This window comes from Chitinophagales bacterium, assembly GCA_019638515.1.
In the GTDB taxonomy this organism is placed as follows: domain Bacteria; phylum Bacteroidota; class Bacteroidia; order Chitinophagales; family LD1; genus UBA7692.
In genome coordinates, this window is sequence record JAHBTS010000002.1 from 435,169 (window position 1) to 456,837 (window position 21,669).

Annotated in this window: 21 protein-coding genes; 13 read left to right on the top strand and 8 right to left on the bottom strand. The window is 39.9% G+C overall.

What is annotated here, in order from left to right:
• Nucleotides 1-6 precede the first annotated feature (6 nt).
• Complete coding sequence (locus KF872_05080) at nucleotides 7-444, bottom strand: cytochrome c (protein MBX2902912.1); 438 nt, start codon at nucleotides 442-444, stop codon at nucleotides 7-9.
• A 69-nt stretch (nucleotides 445-513) separates the two neighbouring features.
• Entirely contained in the window at nucleotides 514-1,161 is a 648-nt protein-coding gene (locus KF872_05085) for a CoA pyrophosphatase (GenBank protein ID MBX2902913.1), read from the bottom strand.
• A 60-nt stretch (nucleotides 1,162-1,221) separates the two neighbouring features.
• On the opposite strand from KF872_05085, the gene KF872_05090 reads away from it, so the two are divergent.
• Together KF872_05090 and KF872_05095 are read left to right on the top strand one after the other, a co-directional pair.
• Entirely contained in the window at nucleotides 1,222-2,388 is a 1,167-nt protein-coding gene (locus tag KF872_05090) for a hypothetical protein (GenBank protein ID MBX2902914.1), read from the top strand.
• Nucleotides 2,388-2,882: an LptE family protein gene (locus tag KF872_05095; protein MBX2902915.1), complete on the top strand. Its 495-nt coding sequence runs from the start codon at nucleotides 2,388-2,390 to the stop codon at nucleotides 2,880-2,882. Before KF872_05090 ends, KF872_05095 begins: the two co-directional genes overlap by 1 nt.
• Nucleotides 2,883-2,917: 35 nt before the next feature.
• On the opposite strand, the gene KF872_05100 is transcribed toward KF872_05095, so the two are convergent.
• On the bottom strand, nucleotides 2,918-3,949 hold the full coding sequence (locus KF872_05100; protein ID MBX2902916.1) for a glycosyltransferase family 2 protein: 1,032 nt from the start codon (nucleotides 3,947-3,949) through the stop codon (nucleotides 2,918-2,920).
• Nucleotide 3,950: 1 nt separating this feature from the next.
• Entirely contained in the window at nucleotides 3,951-4,682 is a 732-nt protein-coding gene (locus KF872_05105) for a class I SAM-dependent methyltransferase (GenBank protein MBX2902917.1), read from the bottom strand.
• A 99-nt stretch (nucleotides 4,683-4,781) separates the two neighbouring features.
• On the opposite strand from KF872_05105, the gene KF872_05110 reads away from it, so the two are divergent.
• Nucleotides 4,782-5,381 (top strand): TetR/AcrR family transcriptional regulator, encoded by a 600-nt coding sequence (locus KF872_05110; protein MBX2902918.1) that lies wholly within the window; start codon nucleotides 4,782-4,784, stop codon nucleotides 5,379-5,381.
• Nucleotides 5,382-5,387: 6 nt separating this feature from the next.
• Here the strand turns inward: KF872_05110 and KF872_05115 are convergent, their stop codons facing one another.
• Nucleotides 5,388-6,389, bottom strand: coding sequence for an acyl-CoA reductase (locus tag KF872_05115; GenBank protein MBX2902919.1), 1,002 nt, complete (start codon nucleotides 6,387-6,389; stop codon nucleotides 5,388-5,390).
• Nucleotides 6,390-6,621: 232 nt separating this feature from the next.
• On the opposite strand from KF872_05115, the gene KF872_05120 reads away from it, so the two are divergent.
• The gene (locus KF872_05120) at nucleotides 6,622-7,425 is read left to right on the top strand and encodes a serine acetyltransferase (GenBank protein MBX2902920.1); all 804 of its coding nucleotides are present in this window, start codon (nucleotides 6,622-6,624) and stop codon (nucleotides 7,423-7,425) included.
• An 11-nt stretch (nucleotides 7,426-7,436) separates the two neighbouring features.
• On the opposite strand, the gene KF872_05125 is transcribed toward KF872_05120, so the two are convergent.
• On the bottom strand, nucleotides 7,437-8,672 hold the full coding sequence (locus KF872_05125; GenBank protein ID MBX2902921.1) for an MFS transporter: 1,236 nt from the start codon (nucleotides 8,670-8,672) through the stop codon (nucleotides 7,437-7,439).
• Between the two features lie 337 nt (nucleotides 8,673-9,009).
• Here KF872_05125 and rpsA point away from each other — a divergent pair, with 337 nt between their 5' ends.
• Nucleotides 9,010-10,866 (top strand): 30S ribosomal protein S1, encoded by a 1,857-nt coding sequence (gene rpsA, locus KF872_05130; GenBank protein MBX2902922.1) that lies wholly within the window; start codon nucleotides 9,010-9,012, stop codon nucleotides 10,864-10,866.
• A 99-nt stretch (nucleotides 10,867-10,965) separates the two neighbouring features.
• On the top strand, nucleotides 10,966-12,054 hold the full coding sequence (locus KF872_05135) for a hypothetical protein (GenBank protein ID MBX2902923.1): 1,089 nt from the start codon (nucleotides 10,966-10,968) through the stop codon (nucleotides 12,052-12,054).
• On the opposite strand, the gene KF872_05140 is transcribed toward KF872_05135, so the two are convergent.
• Nucleotides 11,994-13,691 carry a M3 family oligoendopeptidase gene (locus tag KF872_05140; GenBank protein ID MBX2902924.1) on the bottom strand — a complete coding sequence of 566 codons (1,698 nt, stop codon included), beginning with the start codon at nucleotides 13,689-13,691 and terminating at the stop codon, nucleotides 11,994-11,996. The two genes, KF872_05135 and KF872_05140, sit on opposite strands and share 61 nt — an antisense overlap.
• Before the next feature lie 73 nt (nucleotides 13,692-13,764).
• Complete coding sequence (locus tag KF872_05145) at nucleotides 13,765-14,817, bottom strand: anhydro-N-acetylmuramic acid kinase (GenBank protein MBX2902925.1); 1,053 nt, start codon at nucleotides 14,815-14,817, stop codon at nucleotides 13,765-13,767.
• Between the two features lie 284 nt (nucleotides 14,818-15,101).
• Here KF872_05145 and KF872_05150 point away from each other — a divergent pair, with 284 nt between their 5' ends.
• The 7 genes from KF872_05150 (at nucleotide 15,102) to KF872_05180 (ending at nucleotide 21,633) form a co-directional block, all read left to right on the top strand.
• Nucleotides 15,102-15,575, top strand: a complete 474-nt coding sequence (locus KF872_05150; GenBank protein ID MBX2902926.1) for an LEA type 2 family protein — start codon at nucleotides 15,102-15,104, stop codon at nucleotides 15,573-15,575.
• A 79-nt stretch (nucleotides 15,576-15,654) separates the two neighbouring features.
• Nucleotides 15,655-16,722: an alkane 1-monooxygenase gene (locus KF872_05155; GenBank protein MBX2902927.1), complete on the top strand. Its 1,068-nt coding sequence runs from the start codon at nucleotides 15,655-15,657 to the stop codon at nucleotides 16,720-16,722.
• A gap of 1 nt (nucleotide 16,723) precedes the next feature.
• The gene (gene arfB / locus KF872_05160) at nucleotides 16,724-17,170 is read left to right on the top strand and encodes an aminoacyl-tRNA hydrolase (GenBank protein MBX2902928.1); all 447 of its coding nucleotides are present in this window, start codon (nucleotides 16,724-16,726) and stop codon (nucleotides 17,168-17,170) included.
• Between the two features lie 31 nt (nucleotides 17,171-17,201).
• A complete protein-coding gene (locus KF872_05165; protein MBX2902929.1) occupies nucleotides 17,202-18,896 on the top strand; it encodes a metallophosphoesterase in 1,695 nt (564 codons plus the stop codon).
• Between the two features lie 5 nt (nucleotides 18,897-18,901).
• Nucleotides 18,902-19,699, top strand: coding sequence for an SDR family oxidoreductase (locus tag KF872_05170; protein ID MBX2902930.1), 798 nt, complete (start codon nucleotides 18,902-18,904; stop codon nucleotides 19,697-19,699).
• Nucleotides 19,700-19,781: 82 nt separating this feature from the next.
• On the top strand, nucleotides 19,782-20,327 hold the full coding sequence (locus tag KF872_05175) for a DUF1599 domain-containing protein (GenBank protein MBX2902931.1): 546 nt from the start codon (nucleotides 19,782-19,784) through the stop codon (nucleotides 20,325-20,327).
• A gap of 28 nt (nucleotides 20,328-20,355) precedes the next feature.
• Nucleotides 20,356-21,633 carry a DoxX family protein gene (locus tag KF872_05180; protein MBX2902932.1) on the top strand — a complete coding sequence of 426 codons (1,278 nt, stop codon included), beginning with the start codon at nucleotides 20,356-20,358 and terminating at the stop codon, nucleotides 21,631-21,633.
• The last annotated feature ends 36 nt before the right edge of the window (nucleotides 21,634-21,669 follow it).

Consider the following 21,669-nt stretch of genomic DNA (forward strand, 5'->3'; position numbering starts at 1 on the left):
AACAACTTACTGCTGCGCCACTTCATCGGCAGCACACTGCTTGAGTTGTGTTGCCATTTCGGCAGCCGAAACATGCCTGGTGCTATTAAAAAACTCCTTTGCCATGTAGTTGAGGATATTTGCCGTTTCTACTTCATTCAGTTTAATGGGGTACATCATTTGGTCGTATTCTTTACCATTTACCACAATAGCTCCGTTCATACCATTCCTAATCCAGCAGGCTATGGAATCAAAATGTTCCATCGCCATATCGGCATTTTTTAAAGGCGGTATCAACTGTTTTATTCCTTCTCCGGCAATGCCGTGGCAATCGGCACAATGTTTTTTATACAACAGCTTTCCGGGATTATCTAATACGCCATAGTTGAAAAAACTATACGCAAAAGCCCCTGCTAAAAAAATAAGCGGAGAAAACTTCAACCAATCTAATACTTTACCCTTCATGCCTGCCGCAAATTAAATAGTATTCAACTTTTAAAAAATTATTAACGAACCTTTACAAAGCCCAATAGTCTAGCGCCTTATTTCTAAATACACTTCACGAAATTCGCTGAGCATAATGGCTGTGGCTCCCCAAATAATATGCTTGCCAAAAACAAAAGCCGGCACCTTTGCCTCCAAGCCATTACCCACGGGCACTTGCACCAATTGTATGCTACCATCGTTTGCAAAAAAAGAAATTGGAATCTCTACTACCTCTGCTACCTCCCGCTCCTCCGGAATAAATACGGTAGGTTGCCGTAAATAGCCCACCACCGGCTGCACCCAAAAATTACTTGGAGGAATATATAAATCCGATAGCAACCCAAGCACATCTACATTCTCTTGCCGCACGCCCACTTCCTCTTCGGCCTCACGCAAAGCAGTTTTTACAATGCTGCCATCCTGCTCTTCAAACTTCCCTCCCGGAAAACTCATTTGCCCACTATGCACACCTTTGTAACTTCTGCGCTGCGTAAACACGGTAAACCACTCTTCGTTCTTTTCATACAACAGCATTAAAACCCCGCTGCGCTTGGGATGCAGCGCTGCAATGGCATCGCTATTCAAGCGTGGGCGATAACTTGGAGCCATGCGATACTGAGCATCTTCGCCCGGTAAAGCCTGCTGCAAACGCTCATATAATTGCCTAATAAACGGAGAAAAATTTTCGAGTTCCATTCTTGCGCGAAAGAATTTACTTTTGCAACCTTTTCAAAAAAAATCATTTAGAAGAAATTCATGCAATCAAGATTTACAGCTCGCGGGCTAAACAGTGAAAACAAAGAAGTGATTTTAGCATTTGAATTGCTAGAAGAAGCCGTTCAGGTAAACTTACACATTGTACCCAAGCAAGCGCTTACGCCTGCCCAAGTACAGCAACTAGAAAAAGAATGGATTGAAGGAAGCGAGTACTCGTTTCCAGAAGAAACCGTTTTCACCAATCCCGATTTGAACAGCGACTCTATTTTGCCCGATGATGTTAAAAGCGAAGAAACCGGAAAAATAAGAGGCAAGCAAAACGAATGGGCCTACCGCCTGCTTACCAATAAACTTTGGGAAGTATATTTAATTGAACTAACCGAGCTAAAGAAAAAAGCCGCTGCACTCACTTCATATAGCCGTGAACTTTTTGATGACGCCAAGAGTTTTTGGGAGCGCGTACTCGAACACAAAAAAGAGCGCGACATCTCGCAAACTAAACTCGATGAAATAAAAGAAGAGGTAAACAAAATTTTTGAAGCACTCAAAGAACTGCGCAAACAAGAAAGCGCACAATTTGAAGAAGCCTCTACAACTGTAAAAACCGAACTTACAGCTAAAATAGATGAAATAAAAAGCCGCATGGTAGAAGGTGCCATGTTTAAAGATTTATTTGAAGAACTTAAGCAACTGCAAGGCTTACATCGCAATAAGCGCCTTACCAAATTCGATGAGTCTGCCATTAAAAAAGCATTCGATGCTGCCTTCCAACAACTACACGAAGCTCGCAACAGTTTTACCAACAATAAAAATGCTTCGCGCATAGAGAACCTTACAAAAATTGTAACCAACCTCGAAAAATCACTCCACCGCGATAAAAGCGATTTCGATTACTATACCAAAAAAGTAAACCACCCCAAAGCCAATGCACTCGAAATTCAATTAGCTAAGTTGAAACTTAAAATGATTGAAGAAGCCATTGCATCTAAAGGCGAAAAAATTGCCGATATTCATAAAACCTTAGAAAAACTAAAGACCCCTAAACGCAAAGCAGCAGCCGTAGCCAAACCGGTAGAAGGCGAAACAGCACCCAATGAAACAGCAGAAAGCGAAACATCAACCGAAAACATAGAAACTACCAGCGAAGCAACCGCTGCCGAAAATACTCCGGCAGTTGAAACCGAAAACCCCAATAATCAGGAATAATGCGTTGGCTGTTGTTCTTATGGGCAGTTATAGTATTGCAAGGATGTAAAATATATTCCTTTAGCGGAGCCAATGTGCCTGCCGATATAAAAACAGTACAGATAGATTTGTTTCAAAATCGCTCCGGAAATGGACCGGCATTGCTAAGCCAAACTTTTACAGATAAACTTAAAAACAAGTTTATTGTTGAAGCCAATTTAAAACAAGTTACAACCAATGGCGATTTACACTTTAAAGGTTACATCTCCGGCTTTGTATATGCCAACCAAGCTCCCACAGCCGGAGTTAGCAGCAGCCTAAACAGGCTCACTATAACCGTGCAGGTAGATTTTCAAAACAATAAAGACGAAAAAGACAAATGGCAACAGAGTTTTACGCGCTTTGCCGAAGTACCTTCCACCGAAGATTTATTTTCTATCGAAAACCGCTTGATTGAAGAGATAAACAAACAATTGGTAGATGATATTTTTGTAAAGGCTTTAGTGAAATGGTGATAGTATAGCAGCATACCATGCTTCTAAGTTTTGCCCTACTGCAATTTAAAAATTGCCTGTGCCGTTTTTTTCCTTTCTACAAAATACTTCCAAAGCACACTCTGTTTATACATAGTAACCGGAAGTTTATAGGGCAATTTCAGCAATTGGCGCTTCTTTACAATAGATGGAATAGAACCATAAAACGCAATATGCGCTTTGAATATTGCCCAAACATCTTGCAGCGATTTATACTTAATTATACTCTGCAAAGCAGCCACACCATCTAATATCAAACGCTGCGGCAGCACTACCAACAATGCTATCAACGGAAGGTTCTTGCAGAGCATTACCAAGTTGTTTCTAAAATTTAAAAAAGTCTTGCGCGGATTGGCATAACTGAGTGTGCCACCTCCTACATGATACACCTCCGATTGCGGGCAACTCCACACTTCGTATCCTGCACGCTGTAGGCGCCAACACAAGTCTATTTCCTCTTGATGTGCAAAAAAATCGCTGTCTAAGCCGCCTACCTCCCAAAACGCCCTTGCACTTACAAACAAGCAAGCACCGCTTGCCCAAAAAATAGGCGTTTGCTGTCCGTATTGCCCTTCATCCTTCTCTACCGTATCAAAAACCCTGCCTGCCGCAAACGGATAACCCAACACGTCCATAAAGCCTCCCGCGGCACCTGCATATTCAAAATAATCGCGCTTCTGAAAACTTAATATTTTAGGCTGAGCAGCCGCTATTTTTTCATCACTTTGCAAAAGCGAAATTACCGGAAGCAGCCAATCTTTCGTTACCTCAATATCTGAATTCAGCAATACAAAATACTCTGCTTCAATCATCGAAAGTGCACGGTTGTAGCCACCTGCATATCCAGTATTTTCTTTTAATTCTATTAGCTGCACCTGCGGAAAATTTCTTTTCATGTATGCAACCGAATTATCGGTAGAACCATTGTCGGCTACAATAACTTTTGCCCACGATTCGCTTGAATTGGCCACCACTCCGGGCAAAAAATCGTGCAGAAATTTTTCGCCATTGTAATTTAAAATTACAATGGCAACTAATGGATGACTCATATTACTTTCGAGTTGCCACAATTACTATTTGCGCACCAAAGAACTTCTTTAAAGGCCAAAATAGTTCTAAAAATGGTTGAAAAAAGTAGATTACTTTTGCTGGAATTGTTGGAAAGAAAAACGGTACAAAACCAATTACTGTAAGCGATTTCACTTCTAAATTTTTCTCTTTGCACCACTGCGTAAGCAATGCTTGCGAAAAAGAACGCTCCTCGTGTTCAATATGATACTTCGAAGTTTTTTCAATTACCTTTAAAATAGGATTATTGCCGTTTGGCTCAATAATTATTATCTTCTTGGCAATCTTGGCAGCGTTTTCTATTGCCAATGCAGGATCGGTTAAGTGGTGCAATACGCCTCTTATTACGGCAATATCAAACTGTTGCTGCGGCATAGAAGCTGCATCCAACAAATTGGCTACCTTAAAATCAATAGCAGGATTTTTTTCCTTTGCAAGTTGCACGGCTACTGCCGCAGGATCGAATCCTGCAATTTTTAAATCAGGGCGTGCCTTTGCAATTTCTTCCGTATAAGTACCATCACCACAACCAATATCTACCAATGTTTTAGCATCGCTATCAATTAACTTTAAGGTTTCTTGGGTTTGCCGTAAATTGGCAACTACCGAAGAAAATGGCGCATTGTTGGTATAGCGATACCCTTTGTTTTCTGCAACATCGCTATTAAATACATTCACGTTCTTTTTTTCAAGTACAACTGGATTTTCACTCATGCCACGAAAATAAAAAAATAGCATTGTGTTTATTCATATTTACCAAACGAACGTTTGATAAATGCTCCATTTTCCTATTTTTGTTTATCGAACAATACCATGCCAAAACAAAAAGTTGACGAACAACACATTATTATCCAATCGTTGATTCTCTTTCGCCAACGTAGTTTCCATAGCACCAGCATGAGCGATATTGCAAAGGTTTGCGGCATACTCAAAGGCAGTCTTTACCACTATTTTAAAAGTAAAGAAGAACTTATGGAAAAGGTAATTCGGTATGTGCATCACTATTTTAAACAAGAAGTTTTTGCAAAAGCATACGAAGAAAACCTACCGGCAAATGTGCGATTCAAAAATATGTTGAAGGCCTCCGAAAAAATTTTCTTTGATGAATCTACCGGAAAAATGTATGGCAACATGGGTGTAGAAAGCGCATTGGTTATTCCCGAATTCAATCCAATTATTCGCGAATTTTTTCAAGATTTCTTTAATGCCATCAAACATATTTATGCCGAAAAATATGCTGAAGATATTGCAAATGAATTAGCAGAAAGAAGCGTAGCAGAGGTAGAAGGCAGTATTATGATGTCGCGTATTTTCAACGATAAAAGTTACATAAAAAACACACACAAACGCCTGCTTTCTCGCCTCGAAAAAACTACGGCAAATACCAAAGTAAACGAAGAAAGTATAGCCTAAAATGGCCTATAAGCCAAGCAAAAAACCAATGGTATCTTTACCATCGGCATAATCTGAAAGTGTGGGCTGCTGCGCTTTCCCAAAAGGTATCATTCCTTTTTCTTTACCCACCACACATTGTATTTGATTTTCAAGCAATTTAAGATGCGCTTGTACTGAGCTTAAATCTTTATAGCGCTCAAAATAAAGTGTTGCAATAGGCGAGTGCAATGCTGTATTTTCTTGCAGCATCACAAACTCATTTGCCCAATGTGGTGCTTTATTCATGAGTAGTACGGTGCGGTTGTAATCGTAATTATTCATATACTGCGAATGCCCATGCAGCCAGCTATAAGCAGTAAAGTTTTGGAGCAGCAAAGTTGCATCAAAACCTTCCGGCAAAAATACCTTAGCCACATTGCGGCAACCCAATCCAAAATATAAAAATACATCGTTGGCAAGCGCCTCTAAATCGGCAGCAGTTTCGGTACCTAACAGTACAGCAACCGATACCCTGTTGCTTCTCAATATGTTCGGATATTTACTAAAATAGTATTCAAAATATCTATTAGTAGAAGCACTTCCGGTAGCAATTACCGCATCAAAGTTTTGTAGTTTTTCCACAAAACAAAAGGTAGTAGCATACGCTTTATCTTCCTCTAAAATCTGCTGAATTACATAACGCATCAATACAGTATCCTTTGAACTCAACTTTACTTGTGTAGGTACACCTAAAACATAGCAGCACAAAAAATCGTGCAATCCAACCAATGGAACATTTCCGGCACAAATAATACCCACTGTTTTATTGAGCTTAAAGTCATCTTCAATACAATAAGGCTTCAACCACTGTTCAAGTTTATCTGCATTCAAAAATTCACTGCATACCGCCTGTATGCCTTGCCACGCAAAAGCAGGAGTCATCCAACTATTGGCACTATTTGCGCGCGCTATTACTTCTTTGGTTGGCACTTGCAGCAACTGCTGCCCAACGCGCTGTAAAACCTCAATTCTATTCTTAATACTCATATTGCAACTGCAATGGTAGAGAATGTTTTAAACACTTAACACCACTAACTTTCATCTATACTCTTGCAGGTTTCGAGCAACTTTATACTTTCGCACCATGCATTTCATAATTACCGCTTACTGTTGTATTATTTCGCCCCAAAAGCGCAGCGTGTAGCAGTTATTATGAATAAACTTTTTGCACCCTGTGTTTTTTACACAGGGTTTTTTATTTTATGGAAATTAAAGAAATATGAAAGAAACAATCTCATTCCAAACAATGCCATCGCGTGTAAAAACACAGCGCTTTACCGAAATCATTCATGACTTTCTTTTCCCTATTGAAAATGAAGTGCACGCCAACGAAGCATGGAACGAAGAGCGAACCATAGTTCTAAAACGCCAATTAGAAGATTTGCTTGCACCACTGCAAGACAAAATAAATTATCCGCTAGAAGCCGTTGCTAATACATTCTTCAGCGAACTACATCATGTGCATCAGCAACTGCAGGCCGATGCCTCATTCTTTGAGAAAAGCGACCCCGCAGCCGAATCGTTAGAAGAGGTAATTGTTACCTATCCCGGCTTTTTCGCCATTGTAGCCTACCGCGTTGCACATATTTTGTACCAATTGCAAGTACCCATCTTACCGCGTTTAATTACAGAATATGCACACAGTAAAACAGGTATAGATATTCACCCGGGCGCAACCATTGCTTCTCCATTTTTTATAGACCACGGCACAGGTATTGTAATTGGGCAAACTACCGTAATTGGCAAAAATGTAAAGATATACCAAGGTGTAACATTAGGCGCTTTGGCTGTACAAAAAACACAAGCAGGCACCAAGCGCCACCCCACCATAGAAGACAATGTAATTATTTATGCAGGCAGCTGCATACTTGGAGGCAATACCGTTGTAGGACACGACTCTATAATTGGAGGCAATGTGTTTTTAACCGAAAGTATTCCACCATTTTCTTTTGCATACCACAAAAGCGAAGTGCGCATTCGCGATAAAAGCGAAATGAAAAACGTACTCGATTTTATGATATAAATGTTGCTATGCTAAAGCTTCAACTTGCGCAGCGATGGTGCCATCCACGCTGTACTTATTGAAACCAATATAGTCATAGAACCACCAAAAATTACCGCGGGTACCAACCCTAAAAAGCGTGCAACGGCTCCGCTTTCAAAATCGCCAATTTCGTTGCTCGACTTAATAAAAATTGAATTTACGGCTCCTACCCTACCCCGCATATTGTCTGGTGTAAGCATTTGCAAAATGGTAGAGCGAATAATTACACTCACATTATCAAACACTCCAGCCATGAACAGAAAGAAATACGATAAGTAAAAATTACTGCTCAAGGCAAATCCAATAATACTAACACCAAATAACGCCACACTTACCAGCAAATTCTTACCCGCATTTCTAGTAGGCGGAAAGTACGCCATAAAAATACCCATAACCGCAGAACCCATAAACAGCGCTGTTTTCAATACTCCCAACGAAGATGGTCCTGTTTGTAAAATATCCTTACAAAACGCAGGCAATAAAGCAGCCACACCACCAAACAACACGGCAAACAAATCGAGTGAAATAGACGATACTATTGCCTGAGTTTTAAATACAAAACGCATACCTTGCCCCACAGCCGAAAAAAACGACTCTTTCTGAATATGTTCCTTTTCCACAGGTTGATCCGGCACCAACCAACCTAATATAAATGCACTAAAAACAACCATTGAAATAAGCGCATACACCACATCCGGCTGATATACCTCCAACAATGAACCGGCTAGAATTGGCCCCACAATTGCACCTGCATAAAATATATTACTACTCCATGTTGCAGCATTTGCATATAAATGTTTAGGCACCAACCGCGCCTGAATAGCTAAATTCAATGGTGCTAAAAATGCTCTCGCCACACCATTAAAACCCAAGATAATATACAGCGGTGTAGCCCCATATTCCTTTAAAAGCGGTGCTTTTCCTTGGCTTACCCAACTCATTAAACCCATGCCCACAGCCAATAGTAGCGTAAAAATAAGTAGTAACTTTTTTCGGTTAAAACGATCGCTGGCATAACCCGAATAAAATGTAGTAAGAATAAAAGGAATAGCCTCGCTTAATCCAATTAAACCCAATGCCAATTTATCGCCCGTCAATTCATACACCTGCCAACCAATTACGGTTTGCTGCATCAAAATACCAACCGTTGTTAGCACCCTTGCACTCAAAAACATCCTAAATCCACCTATTTGCAGCGATGCAAAAGCATCGGAATGACTTGCCATCGAGTAGCAAAAGTAACAAGTCCCTTACTTGAAAATGATATAAAATGCTAAAGTTTTCACCTACTAAACACCCTGCCTATATAGGTAAATAATATGCCGAACTAAACTCTAAAGCCTCTATATTCCTTAACCATTGTACTTTAGCAAACTATAAATACAATAAAATTGAGACCCAACAAACCATTCCTACATTCCTTTTCAAGCATTCACCAATCATAGCATATTAAAAAAAGAAACATTTTGTTTTTGCCGATGAATAACCTATCTTCGCGCTCCTTTAATAACAAAAAAACCCGCGAGTTCCGGGCGGGAATAAACAATAACGGACGTTAGACGCATGTCTGAGAATTTAGAAACAACAGAACCTACCGTAGAATCTACAACCGCTGCACCGGTAGTAACCACCACAGCACACGATGATTTTGATTGGAGTGTGGACAAACGCAACGTAGTTCAATACGATGAACAACAACGTGCTAAGTACGATGAGTTTTACAGCAAAACATTGCGCACTGTAGAAGACAACGAAATCGTAAATGGTACCGTTGTAGCCGTTACTTTAAACGAAGTAATTTTAAACATCGGCTTTAAAAGCGATGGAATGGTGCCACTAAGCGAATTTCGCGATGTGGAAGACCTTAAATTAGGCGACACTTTTGAAGTTTATGTAGTAAGCAAAGAAGATCGCAAAGGTCATTTAATTCTTAGCCGCAAAAATGCTAAGATGTTGAAAGCTTGGGATTTCATCGTAGATGCATTTAAAACCGGCATTATTGTAACCGGCAAAATTACATCTAAAACCAAAGGCGGCTTAATCGTAAACGTAAATGGATTAGAAACCTTCCTTCCTGGATCGCAAATTGATGTAAAACCAATTACAGATTACGATGTGTATGTTGGTAAAACTATGGAATTAAAAGTGGTGAAAATTAACGAAGCCATTAAAAATGCCGTAGTGAGTCACAAAGCTCTAATCGAAAGCGATCTCGAATCGCAACGCGAAGAAATTATCAGCAAACTCGAAAAAGGTCAAGTACTAGAAGGCGTTATCAAAAACATTACAGATTTTGGTGCATTCATAGACTTGGGTGGATTAGACGGATTGCTATACATCACCGATATTTCTTGGGGCAGAATTACACATCCAAACGAAGTACTTCAACTCAACCAAAAATTGAATGTAGTTGTATTAGATTTTGATGATAACAAGAAGAGAATCTCTTTAGGCTTGAAACAATTATTGCCTCACCCTTGGGATACTTTAGATAAAGAAGTTGAAATAGGAAGCAAAGTAAAAGGTAAAGTAGTAAACATCGAAGACTACGGAGCATTCTTGGAAATTACTCCGGGCGTAGAAGGTTTAGTACACGTGAGTGAAATTAGCTGGAGTGCATCGCCTGCAAACAGCCGCGACTTCTTTAAATTAAACGATGAGCACGAAGCAGTAGTAATGACTTTAGACCGCGAAGAGCGCAAAATGAGTCTTTCTATTAAACGCTTAAGCGATGACCCTTGGCAAAAAGTTGAAGAAAAATATCCTGTAGGCAGCAAGCATACCGGTATTGTTCGCAACCTTACTCCTTACGGTATTTTCGTTGAATTAGATGAGTTTATCGGAGGCATGGTTCACATTAGCGACCTTAGCTGGACAAAACGTTTCAACCACCCAAGCGAGTTTACCAAAGTTGGCAATTCATTAGAAGTAGTGGTATTAGAAATGGACAAGGAAAATAGAAAACTAAACCTTGGACACCGCCAAATTGAAGAAGATCCATGGAATACTTTTGAAGACGTATTCCCTGTTGGCTCTATACACGAAGCTACCGTAATGAACGTAGATGACAAAGGTGCAATTGTATTGTTGCCTTACGGCTTAGAAGCATTTGCTCCTAAAAAACACCTTTCTAAAGAACAAGGTGGAGTATTAGCAGCCGATGAAAAAGCTGAATTTAAAGTAATAGAGTTCAACAGAAACGATAAACGTATTTTAGTTTCTCATGCTCGTATTTGGGAAGAAAAACTCAAAGAAGATAAAGAAACCGAAAAGAGCGATCGTAAAGCTGAAGTAGAGCGTACTAAAAAAGCCGTGAAAAACTTACAACAAAAAGTTGAAAAAGCAACACTGGGCGATTTAGGCGTACTAAGCCAAATTAAAGAACAAATGGAAAATGATGCTGATAAAAAAGCTGAATAATAAATCCATTCTCTAATCTATAAAGGCTGCTCTAACCGGGCAGCCTTTTTTTATGTCAATCAGCCATTGCTAAAATAAATACCTTCACCCCTCTAAAACATGGATATACCGCACAAAACAGCACTACTATGTGTTTTGAACTGGGGCATGGGACACGCCACCCGCTGTGTACCTTTAATTCAAGCATTACAGCAAAGGCATGTAAAAATTGTTATTGCTTCCGATGGGGCTGCACTTGCATTTCTTCAACAAGAGTTTCCCGATTTATGTTTTGAAAAACTACCTGCCTATAACATACAATATCCCGAAAATGAAAACATGGCATGGGCTATGGCAAAACAGCTCCCTGCCTTATTGCTCACCATTGCCAAAGAGCGCATGGCAACCAATAAGCTTGTAAAAAGATACCAGCCAAACTTTATCATTTCCGACAACCGATACGGTTGCTACCACAAACACATCAAAAGCATTTTCATAACACACCAGCTACACCTGCAAGCACCGTTTCACCTTACATTACTGGCGAATGCCGCCAATAAGTTCAACCACATGCTTATCTCTAATTTTAGTGAATGCTGGGTGCCCGATGCCGCTACCACTCCCAATGCAGCTGGCGCACTCTCGCATCCGCCATTGCCTAACACCAAATTCATCGGCATACTTTCGCGCCTTAGTACTGCAAGCGTGCAACCAAAAAAATACAAAGTAATGGCGTTGCTTTCCGGTCCGGAGCCACAACGGAGCATCTTGCAAACTATTTTATTGAAAGAACTAAAAAAACTCCCCCATCCATCGCTTTTAGTTAAAGGAACTTTAGTGTCCAACACCACTACCCGCTCCCACCAAATAACCGAGGTGGACTTTATGAACCAAGCAGAAATAACAAAAGCTATTAGCGAGAGCGAAGTACTTATATGCCGAAGCGGTTACAGCACCATCATGGATTTAATGGCAATGCAGCCAAACACTAAAGTTATATTCATTCCCACTCCGGGGCAAACAGAGCAAGAGTACCTAGCGCAAAAACTTGCTAACGAAAAGTGCGGCATTACCTATTCCCAAAAAAAATTCAGCCTCTCCGATGCACTCGAAAAGGCTGAAAATATTACAACTTTTAAAAACAGCAATTACATCTTAGAGTCATCTACTTTATTGAGCCAAGCGCTTACGTCTGTCATTACAGATTGAATGGAATTTACATCAAAAGGTGAATTAAGATTAGCAAGTTTCACTAACTCCAAAAAGGTTTTACTACCTCCGGCTTTGCAAAGTGCAAGATAATCTGCCCATGCAGCTTTAAAATCGTTGTTTGATTTTTGCCAAAACTGGAAAGCACAAATTTGTGCCAAGCAATAATCTATATAGTAAAACGGACTACGGTATATATGTAATTGGCGCATCCACAAACCTCCGGCTTCTAAAAACGGAATACCTGAGTAATCAATATACGGGCGATATTTCTGCTCCATATCTAACCACACCTTTCTGCGCTCTGCCGGGGTTAAATCAGGATTTTCGTATATAATATGTTGGAACTCATCTACCGCTGCACCATAAGGTAAAAACAATACTGCTGCCGATAGGTGCGCAAACTTGTATTTTTCAGCATCTTCCTTAAAGAAAAGCTCCATCCAAGGCCAACTGAAATATTCCATACTCATAGAGTGAATTTCGCAAGCCTCGTAAGTTGGAAAGCAATACTCATCTAACTCAAAATGGCGACTTTGGAAAAACTGAAAAGCGTGCCCGGCCTCATGCGTAAGCACATCAATATCATGCGATGTTCCATTAAAGTTAGAGAATATAAATGGTGCTTTAAACATTGGGAAATGGGTGCAATATCCTCCGGCAGCTTTGCCTTGCTTGGTTACCAAATCCATCAACTCGTTGTTCACCATAAAATCAAAAAACTCTTTTGTTTCTGGCGACAACTCTGTGTACATGCGCTTGCCATTTTCAATAATCCATTCCGGAGAACCTTTTGGATTTGGATTGCCTGTGTTAAACATCAATCCCATATCATAAACGGTAAATTTATCTAAACCCAAACGCTTTGCTTGGCGCTCACGCAAAGCCGTACTTACTGGTACTACATATTTAAAGATTTGGTCTCTAAAAACCGCAACATCTGCCGCATTGTAATCGGTACGTTGCATACGGTGATACGCCAACTCTACAAAATTTTTATAGCCTAATTTTTTTGCGATGTTGGTGCGCACTTTCACAAGCCTGTCAAAAATTCTATCGAAATCATCGAGGCTCTTTTCCAATACTGCATATTTAGCTCTTACTGCCTTTTCGCGCACAGCTCTGTCTTGCCCTTGCTCAAAAGGTTCTAATTGTGAGAAGTTCATCCTTTCACCATTAAACTCAACGGTGGCAGTTGCAATTATCTTTGTGTATTCAGTACCTAAACGGTTTTCTTCCTTTAAATCTTCAATTACTGAAGTATCAAAACTCTTTAGAGAAACCTCCGCTATGTTAAAAATCTGATTACCAAATTTCTGTTGTAAATCGGCCTTAAACGGAGTATTGCCCAATGCCCTGTATAAACGAATATTCAAATCGCGGAAAAGCGGCTCGTGATCATCATAAAATTGCTTTTCTAATTCATAATAGGCATTGGTGGTATCTATGGAATTACGCACCGATGCTATAGAAGCATACGTTTGAAACTCGTTTCTAAGTGTATTTATCTTATTAAAAACTAGACTTTGTTCTTGGGCACTCTTAGCATTATCGAAATCTACAAGAAGCTGATTAAACGACTCCGAAACTCGTTCAAAATCGGGGCGTTTGTACTCGATGGCAGAAAACTTATTCATTTCTAACTTTTTTTGAAGGTGGCGAAGGTAGCAATTATGTTATGCAAATAAAAGCTGAATGGCATTGTAAAAATCAGCCCAAATAAATTGCACCGTTGATAGTGTTTTTGTTGGCTCCGGTTACAGCACAGAGCACATTTGCTCGCCCGTGCCAGCGCAAGAAACCCATTAAAGCCATTGCTTGTGCTTCCTTAAATTTCACTACCTGAGTTGGAGGCACTATAACCTTTACAGGCGTGAGTGCCGCAATTCGCTCCATTAAAAAGGTATTGAAAGCTCCGCCTCCGGTGGCAAGCATTTGGGCTGTATGCAGGTTTGCGCCCACTTTTTCTGCTGCCAACTGTAACTCCATTGCCAATACGTTGGCTATATATTCAACTGCGGTGCGTAATTTATCTTCAACTTTCATATTGGTAAACAGCGGCAATACTTGTGTTTTACTAAAACCATTATCAAGCGATTTTGGCGCTCCCATTTTATGATATTCCAGTTCTTGCAATTGTTGCAGCAACACATTGCTTATGTTGCCCTTACGTGCCATGTAGCCTTCATTATCAAATTCTTTGCCTGCTTGCTGTGCAAAAAAGTTCAGCAATTGGTTACAAGGAGCTATATCGTATGCCACTATATTGCTGCCGCTCTTTGCCGAGATATTGGCTATTCCACCAAGGTTCAAACAAAAAGTATATTCCTTATACAATAATAAATCGGCAATGGGTACAATGGGCGCCCCTGTGCCGCCATGTGCCACATCTGTTGTTCTAAAATCGCACACTACCGGTAATTTACATGCAGTAGCCAAAGCTGCACCATCGCCAATTTGTGTAGTAAAACCTTCGTTGGGAAAATGAAATACCGTGTGCCCGTGGCTTGCCACAAAATCTACTTTCCCAATACTGTGTGTTTGTAAGAAATGTACTACAGTTTCACCTAAAAGTTTACCAATAGCAGCATGCGCTTGCCATAATTCGCGAGCCGAAACGGCAGGCAATAAACGCAATTTGCTTTGCCATTCCTCGCTATATGCTATACAATCGGCTGCTAAAATATCGCAAGCAAATTGCCCGCTCTTCTCCTTTATGTGGCAATATGCTAAGTCAATTCCATCCAAAGAACTGCCACTCATTAAGCCAATTACAAATTGTTCAACCACATGCCAAACAAAAGGATTTTTTTTCACCAATTACACTTGACAAAACTTTTACGCCATATTATATTGAACCTTGTAAGTCGCAGCAAAACGGCTTGATAGTTTTTCAAAGTTTCTGATGAACAGCACATAGCTGTTGTGGTAATGAGGGTTCCACAATATGCTTTAGTGCTGTTTGTTAGTTTTTGTATCTGCATACGCAACATACTTTACTGCAATACAATTATTAGGTTTAATCTAAAATCTTGAAAATTGCAGCTATGAACATAAATACTGCAAGCATTTTCACGCTCCTCTTTGTAAGCACCATTGGCATTAGTTCCTGTAAAATTTCGCAACCGGAATTTAGAAGAGTAGAAAACTACAAACTGAATCGCGAGGGAGCCAACTTTACGCTCGGAGCTGATGTTGTTTGCTACAATCCCAACAGAGTTCGATTTACAATTCAAAACCTGGCTGCCAATGTTTTTTTAAACAACCAAAAAGTAACCATGCTTGGTAAGGAAATGGATTTAAAAGTAAAAGGCAAAAGCGAATTTTCGGTTCCGCTTTCTATTACGCTCACCGGCAACGATATGCTTAAGAACGTATTCTCCAACCTTGGCAATTTATTTAAAAGCCAAGGTGCTAATCTGCTTATTTTAGGAAATGTAAAATTCAAGGCTTACGCCATCATTAAAAAGGAACTTCCCTTTAGGTACGAAAAAAAGATAGACATAAACGCTATCCACTAAAAACGATTGCAATTAGTATTTTTTCAAATCCTATAAAAATAGTTTCAAAAATGCGTAAGTTTGAAAACAGCACACAGCTATGAACTTGCGCTATCTAAAGTACTTATCGGCATTTCTAAGCGTAGTTGCCATTTTTGTTTCACTAATGGCTGGAGGTTGGTGGACTTTCTTTTCACTCTTTTATGCATTTTTTCTTATTCCGTTTTTAGAATTGTTTCTTCCCGGCACCGAAGAAAACATGAGTAAACAAGAAGAAGAAATAGTAAAAAGAGACTGGCATTACGATCTTATTGTTTGGGCAATAGTTCCGGTTCAATTAGGCATGATGGCATACTTTCTTTACAGAGTATCGCAGCCCAATTTAGCATGGTTCGAAATGGCAGGCTTAGTAGTTTCTTTTGGAATTTCGTGTGGTGTATTCGGCATAAATGTGGCACACGAACTCGGCCACCGCAACACCAAACACGAGCAATTCATGGCTAAGATATTGCTTTGGACAACACAGTATTTACACTTCTTTATTGAACACAACCGCGGGCACCACAAAAACGTAAGCACCACCGAAGACCCTGCATCTTCGCGCTATGGCGAAACACTCTATACTTTCTACTTTAGAACCATCAGTGGCAGTTGGCGCTCTGCATGGCAGTTAGAAAAAGACCGCTTGGCAAAAAACGGAGCAACTGTTTGGAGTTTAAAAAACGAGATGCTTGTATATCAAATAATTCAGGTAGCAACCTTATTGATTATTCTTGCACTATTGGGCATTAAAACACTTTTGCTCTACATGGCATCGGCACTTATTGGTGCTCTTCTTTTAGAAACTGTAAACTACATAGAACACTACGGGCTACAACGAAAAAAAATAGACAATGCTTATTACGAAAAGGTAATGCCTGCCCATTCCTGGAATTCCAATCATCCAATTGGCAGGTTAATGCTTTTTGAACTCACCCGCCATAGCGACCACCACTACATGGCATCCAGAAAGTATCAAATCCTTCGCCACTTCGACCAAAGCCCGCAAATGCCAACAGGATACCCTGGCATGATGGTACTGGCAACCATTCCTCCGCTTTGGTTTAAAGTAATGCATAAGCAAATTGAAAAATATAAAGCCACACAAGCAGGGCAAGTATTAGCATAAAATGAACCTGATTTCAAAAACACCTTTTGGCAGCATTTCAATTACTTCATTAAAACGCGAATTTGAGTTTAAAGCCATGCGCAGCAGTGGTGCGGGAGGGCAGCATGTAAACAAAGTAAGTTCAAAAGTTGTAGCCACATTTAACATCCAACATTCAACGCTTTTAACCCCTGAAGAAAAACTAATTTTAGAAGAAAAGTTATCGCGTAAAATAACTGCCGATGGCAGCATTAGCACACACTGCGATACTTCGCGCTCTCAACACACCAATAAAGAAATTGCTACCAATGCACTTATTGAAATGATAGAAAGAGCTTTTAGAAAACCGAAACCACGTAAAAAAACACAACCTTCGGTTCAGGCAAAAAAAGAACGCCAAAAAACAAAACAACTCCATAGCGAAAAAAAACAATTGCGCAACATTCGTTTAACAGATTTATTAAAGTAGATTTTTAATTTTACCGCAAAACAATTCGGGCATGAAATTTTTTTACAGTTCTATCTTTACATTCTTTGCATTTGCAACTGCTGCAAACGCACAACAACTACTTAGAGGACCTTACCAACAAAAGAAAACCAAAAACAGTATCAACATCCGCTGGCGCACAGCAGATTCTACCAATGCTACTGTATATTACGGCACCAGCCTTAACAATCTAAATTTATCGGTAACAGATACCACTTCTTTAAGCGATCATGATCTAGAGCTTAAAAATCTTCAACCATTTACAAAGTACTATTACAAAATTGAAAGCGGAGGCAACACACTCAGTGGCCCCGATACCGCACACTGGTTTAGAACGGCTCCGGTTCCGGGCACAGTACAACCCATTAGAGTGTGGGCAGTAGGCGATTTTGGCAAAGGCAATCAAGGGCAGAAAGATACAAGAGACGCCTATTTAAACTATTCTAAAGATAAAGAAACCGATGTTTGGTTATGGTTAGGCGACAATGCCTATACCGATGGTACAGACCAAAATTATCAAGACCATGTGTTTGAACACAATTATGCCTTTGGCGAAATCTTTAAGTTCATGCACTTTTACCCTTGCCCGGGCAACCACGATTACAATTCCGTTTGCGGCATCCCATGCCAGCAAGATCCCAATACACACAAAGGGCCATACTACGATATAATTACAGTTCCTTCCAATGGCGAAGCCGGAGGAAAACCATCTTCGCTCGAAAATTACTACTCTTACGATTATGGCAATGTGCATTTTATTTCGCTTAACTCAGAACTTGGCTCACCCACAGCCGCCTTCGATTGGATTGGCGCTTACACCAACGGTGCTACCACTTCGCCCATGCTGCAATGGCTAAAAGACGATTTGGCTCAAAATACGCAGCCATGGGTAATTGCATACTGGCATCAACCACCCTACACTAAAGGCTCACACGATTCCGATTTGTTTTATGAATTGTATATGAAAGCTATGCGCCAAAATATAGGCCCAATTTTAGAGCAATACGGAGTGGACTTGGTTGTAAACGGACACAGCCATGCCTACGAACGCTCTTTCTTATTGAAAGGACACACAGGTTTATCCAGCACATTTAATCCCCAACAGCATTTAGTAAATGGCACCAGCGGCAACGAAGATATTGGCGAAGCCTATATAAAATACACCGATGGCCCAACGCCTAATGTAGGAACCGTATATGTTGTAACCGGAAATGGTGGAAGCGATGTAGATGCCTCTAAAGCCGGGTTTTACAACGGAAAAGCACATCCTGCCATGTTTTACTTCGATGGCGGCACCAATGTGTGCGGCTCATTGGTGTTGGATATAGATGGCAATAAACTTAATGGCAAATACCTTTCTTCTACAGGCGCAGTAAAAGATAAATTTACCATAGTTAAGCAATCGGTTTCTTCAACCAAAGAAGTAAACAGCCTTGCAAACAATATTATAGAAGTAAAAGTAATGCCTAATCCATTTTCAAAATCTACTACACTTACTTTCACTCTGTCTAAACCACTAAACCTAAATATTCAATTGTTTAGTATTGATGGTAAAACCAACCGTACTTTAAGCAACAACCATTTTGCAGACGGCCAACACAGCATCGAAATAAATTCAGACCAATTGCACCTTTCTAAAGGCGAATACATTGTTAGAATAAACGAAGGAAAAAATGCCTCCTTTGAACGTATTCTAAAAATCGAATAACACACATGGTTCTTGATTTAAACGGCAAAAACGCATACGTTGGCGGCAGCAGCAAAGGAATAGGAAAAGCCATTGCTTTTGAATTGGCAAAAGCAGGTGCCAATATCACCTTTGCAGGCAGAACCGAAACCGAGCTAATGCAAAACCTAATAGACCTTAGCTTTATTAGTAAAAACGAGCAAAAACACGATTACGTAGTAGTAGATAACAGCCAGCCCGATAAACTAAAAGCTGCTGTAGAACGCCATAAAAAGAAAACCGCCAAGCAATACCACATACTCATAAATAATACCGGAGGTCCACCCTCCGGTAACATTGCTTTAGCTACCGAAATTGAATTTGTAAAAGCATTCGAAGCACACTTGATTTGCAACCACATTTTAGCACAATTGCTGGTTGAAGATATGAAACAAGCCCACTTTGGCAGAATAGTAAATGTAATCTCCACCTCTGTAAAACAGCCGCTTCCCAACCTTGGCGTAAGCAATACCGTGCGTGCTGCAGTTGCCAACTGGGCAAAAACCTTAGCCAACGAACTTGCACCTTTGGGTATTACCGTAAACAATGTGCTGCCTGGCGCAACCGAAACAGGGCGACTCAAACAAATTATTGCCAACAACAGCAGCAAAGCAGACGTTGCCATACAAGACTATGAGCAAAAAATGAAAAACGAAATTCCCATGAAGCGCTTCGCCAAACCCGAAGAAATTGCAGCTGCTGCGGTATTTCTCTGCTCACCTGCTGCAGCTTATATCACAGGAATAAACTTGCCGGTAGATGGCGGCAGAACCGCTTGCCTGTAGCAAAAACATAGCACACCGCTTTCCCTAAAAAAAACAAAACAGTTTTTTGCATCATTGTATCGTTTAACTTTGAGCGCACAGCATGAATACATCGCAACAATTTGACGAACAAATTTCTATTTGCCGCGATATCTTTTTAAAAAAGGCAAAAGACTACGGCACATCGTGGCGCGTAATGCGCCCCAAAAGCATTACCGACCAATTATTTATAAAAGCTCAGCGTATTCAAACCATTGAAGAAGCACAACAAAAAATGATAAACGAAGGCGTAGAGTCTGAGTTTATAGGCTTAGTTAACTATGCCATTATTGGGCTGCTTCAAATTAAAATGCAAAACGATAAACGCATTATTATTTCCGCCAACGAAATTTTACAACATTACGACCTGGAAGTTGCCAACATTAAAACGCTTATGATGGCAAAAAACCACGACTATGGCGAAGCTTGGCGCAATATGCGCACCGAATCTTTTACAGATTTAATTCTAATGAAACTGCTCCGCATTAAACAAATAGAAGACAATCTCGGGCAAACAATTATTAGCGAAGGTGTCGATGCAGGCTACACCGACATTGTCAACTATGCCATTTTTGCACTCATACAGCTGTCTGAAAGAAAACACAACTAATTTTTTTCACCATTCATAATTCAAAACTATGAACGTTTATTCTCTATTTGCGCTTATTGGAACTATTGCATTGGGGCTATATGCCATCCGCTATATTTTGCAAAAACCCAAGCATCTTGTATTTACCTATATCCAATTTTTTGTAGGCACACTGTTTATCTTTTCAGGCGCGGTAAAAGCTATAGATCCGCTGGGAACCTCCTATAAAATGCACGACTACTTTTCTGCCTTCAGCCAGTTTGGATTAAAAGATTTTTGGGCTTTACTAAGCGATTGGAGCACGCCTTTGGCAGTATTCATGATTGTATTTGAAATAGTTTTAGGTATTGCCATTTTAATCGGTTGGCAAACCAAACTCACCTTGTGGCTTAGCTTTGCCATGCTTATATTCTTTACCATTCTCACAGGTTTTACCTACCTGAATGGCTACGATTGGCAACTATTTTTTAGTAAAGGAAATTTAGTATTCGAAGAAAAAAACATGAAAGTAACCGATTGCGGCTGCTTTGGCGATTTTGTAAAATTAAAACCTTGGGTATCGTTCTACAAAGATATTTTCTTAGATATACTTATTGTGATACTTATTGCAGGCTCATCAAAAATTGAACCTCTATTTTCAAACATTGTGCGCCACACCATTATTGTTGTAAGCACGGTTGGCACATGGTTGTTTTGTCTTTCAAACTACGTATGGAATTTGCCAATTGTAGATTTTAGACCTTACAAACCGGGCAACAACATCCGCGAACTACGCAAAGAAAAAGTACCGCCAAAAACCGAAATGACATTCATCTATAAAAACACTAAAACAGGAGCAGAAAAAGAATTTGGCATGAATGAACTTACCGCCATAAATTCCGAAGAATGGGAATTTAAAGACCGTAAGGATAAAGTACTCGATCCGGGAGTTCCTGCCGTAATTACCAACTTGTTTATTAGCGATGAACACAAAAACGATATTACCGACCAATTGCTAAACGACCCCAATTATTCGCTCATGATTGTTGCATACAAATTGGGTAAAACCAACGAAGCCGCATTTAAACAATTAAATGCCCTTGCAGAAAAAACACAAGCCAAAAAACTGAATGTATATTGTGTAACTAGTGGCGATATCAATATCGAAGATTTCAGAACCAAAAACCAAACCGCCTATCCATTTTACACAGCCGATGAAACACCATTAAAAACAATCATCCGTTCCAATCCTGGATTGGTATTGCTAAAAAATGGCGTAGTAAAAGCCATGTGGCACCACAACCACCTACCTACTTTTGAAACACTCGAAAAAGATTATTTACAATAAACATCACCAATAATTCATTTACACAATATGAATTTC

Bases quoted from the DNA above. Each gene is read 5' to 3' on its own strand.
- KF872_05080 (MBX2902912.1), bottom strand. From the start codon at position 444: ATGAAGGGTAAAGTATTAGATTGGTTGAAGTTTTCTCCGCTTATTTTT.
- KF872_05085 (MBX2902913.1), bottom strand. From the start codon at position 1,161: ATGGAACTCGAAAATTTTTCTCCGTTTATTAGGCAATTATATGAGCGT.
- KF872_05090 (MBX2902914.1), top strand. From the start codon at position 1,222: ATGCAATCAAGATTTACAGCTCGCGGGCTAAACAGTGAAAACAAAGAA.
- KF872_05095 (MBX2902915.1), top strand. From the start codon at position 2,388: ATGCGTTGGCTGTTGTTCTTATGGGCAGTTATAGTATTGCAAGGATGT.
- KF872_05100 (MBX2902916.1), bottom strand. From the start codon at position 3,949: ATGAGTCATCCATTAGTTGCCATTGTAATTTTAAATTACAATGGCGAA.
- KF872_05105 (MBX2902917.1), bottom strand. From the start codon at position 4,682: ATGAGTGAAAATCCAGTTGTACTTGAAAAAAAGAACGTGAATGTATTT.
- KF872_05110 (MBX2902918.1), top strand. From the start codon at position 4,782: ATGCCAAAACAAAAAGTTGACGAACAACACATTATTATCCAATCGTTG.
- KF872_05115 (MBX2902919.1), bottom strand. From the start codon at position 6,389: ATGAGTATTAAGAATAGAATTGAGGTTTTACAGCGCGTTGGGCAGCAG.
- KF872_05120 (MBX2902920.1), top strand. From the start codon at position 6,622: ATGAAAGAAACAATCTCATTCCAAACAATGCCATCGCGTGTAAAAACA.
- KF872_05125 (MBX2902921.1), bottom strand. From the start codon at position 8,672: ATGGCAAGTCATTCCGATGCTTTTGCATCGCTGCAAATAGGTGGATTT.
- rpsA (MBX2902922.1), top strand. From the start codon at position 9,010: ATGTCTGAGAATTTAGAAACAACAGAACCTACCGTAGAATCTACAACC.
- KF872_05135 (MBX2902923.1), top strand. From the start codon at position 10,966: ATGGATATACCGCACAAAACAGCACTACTATGTGTTTTGAACTGGGGC.
- KF872_05140 (MBX2902924.1), bottom strand. From the start codon at position 13,691: ATGAATAAGTTTTCTGCCATCGAGTACAAACGCCCCGATTTTGAACGA.
- KF872_05145 (MBX2902925.1), bottom strand. From the start codon at position 14,817: ATGAGTGGCAGTTCTTTGGATGGAATTGACTTAGCATATTGCCACATA.
- KF872_05150 (MBX2902926.1), top strand. From the start codon at position 15,102: ATGAACATAAATACTGCAAGCATTTTCACGCTCCTCTTTGTAAGCACC.
- KF872_05155 (MBX2902927.1), top strand. From the start codon at position 15,655: ATGAACTTGCGCTATCTAAAGTACTTATCGGCATTTCTAAGCGTAGTT.
- arfB (MBX2902928.1), top strand. From the start codon at position 16,724: ATGAACCTGATTTCAAAAACACCTTTTGGCAGCATTTCAATTACTTCA.
- KF872_05165 (MBX2902929.1), top strand. From the start codon at position 17,202: ATGAAATTTTTTTACAGTTCTATCTTTACATTCTTTGCATTTGCAACT.
- KF872_05170 (MBX2902930.1), top strand. From the start codon at position 18,902: ATGGTTCTTGATTTAAACGGCAAAAACGCATACGTTGGCGGCAGCAGC.
- KF872_05175 (MBX2902931.1), top strand. From the start codon at position 19,782: ATGAATACATCGCAACAATTTGACGAACAAATTTCTATTTGCCGCGAT.
- KF872_05180 (MBX2902932.1), top strand. From the start codon at position 20,356: ATGAACGTTTATTCTCTATTTGCGCTTATTGGAACTATTGCATTGGGG.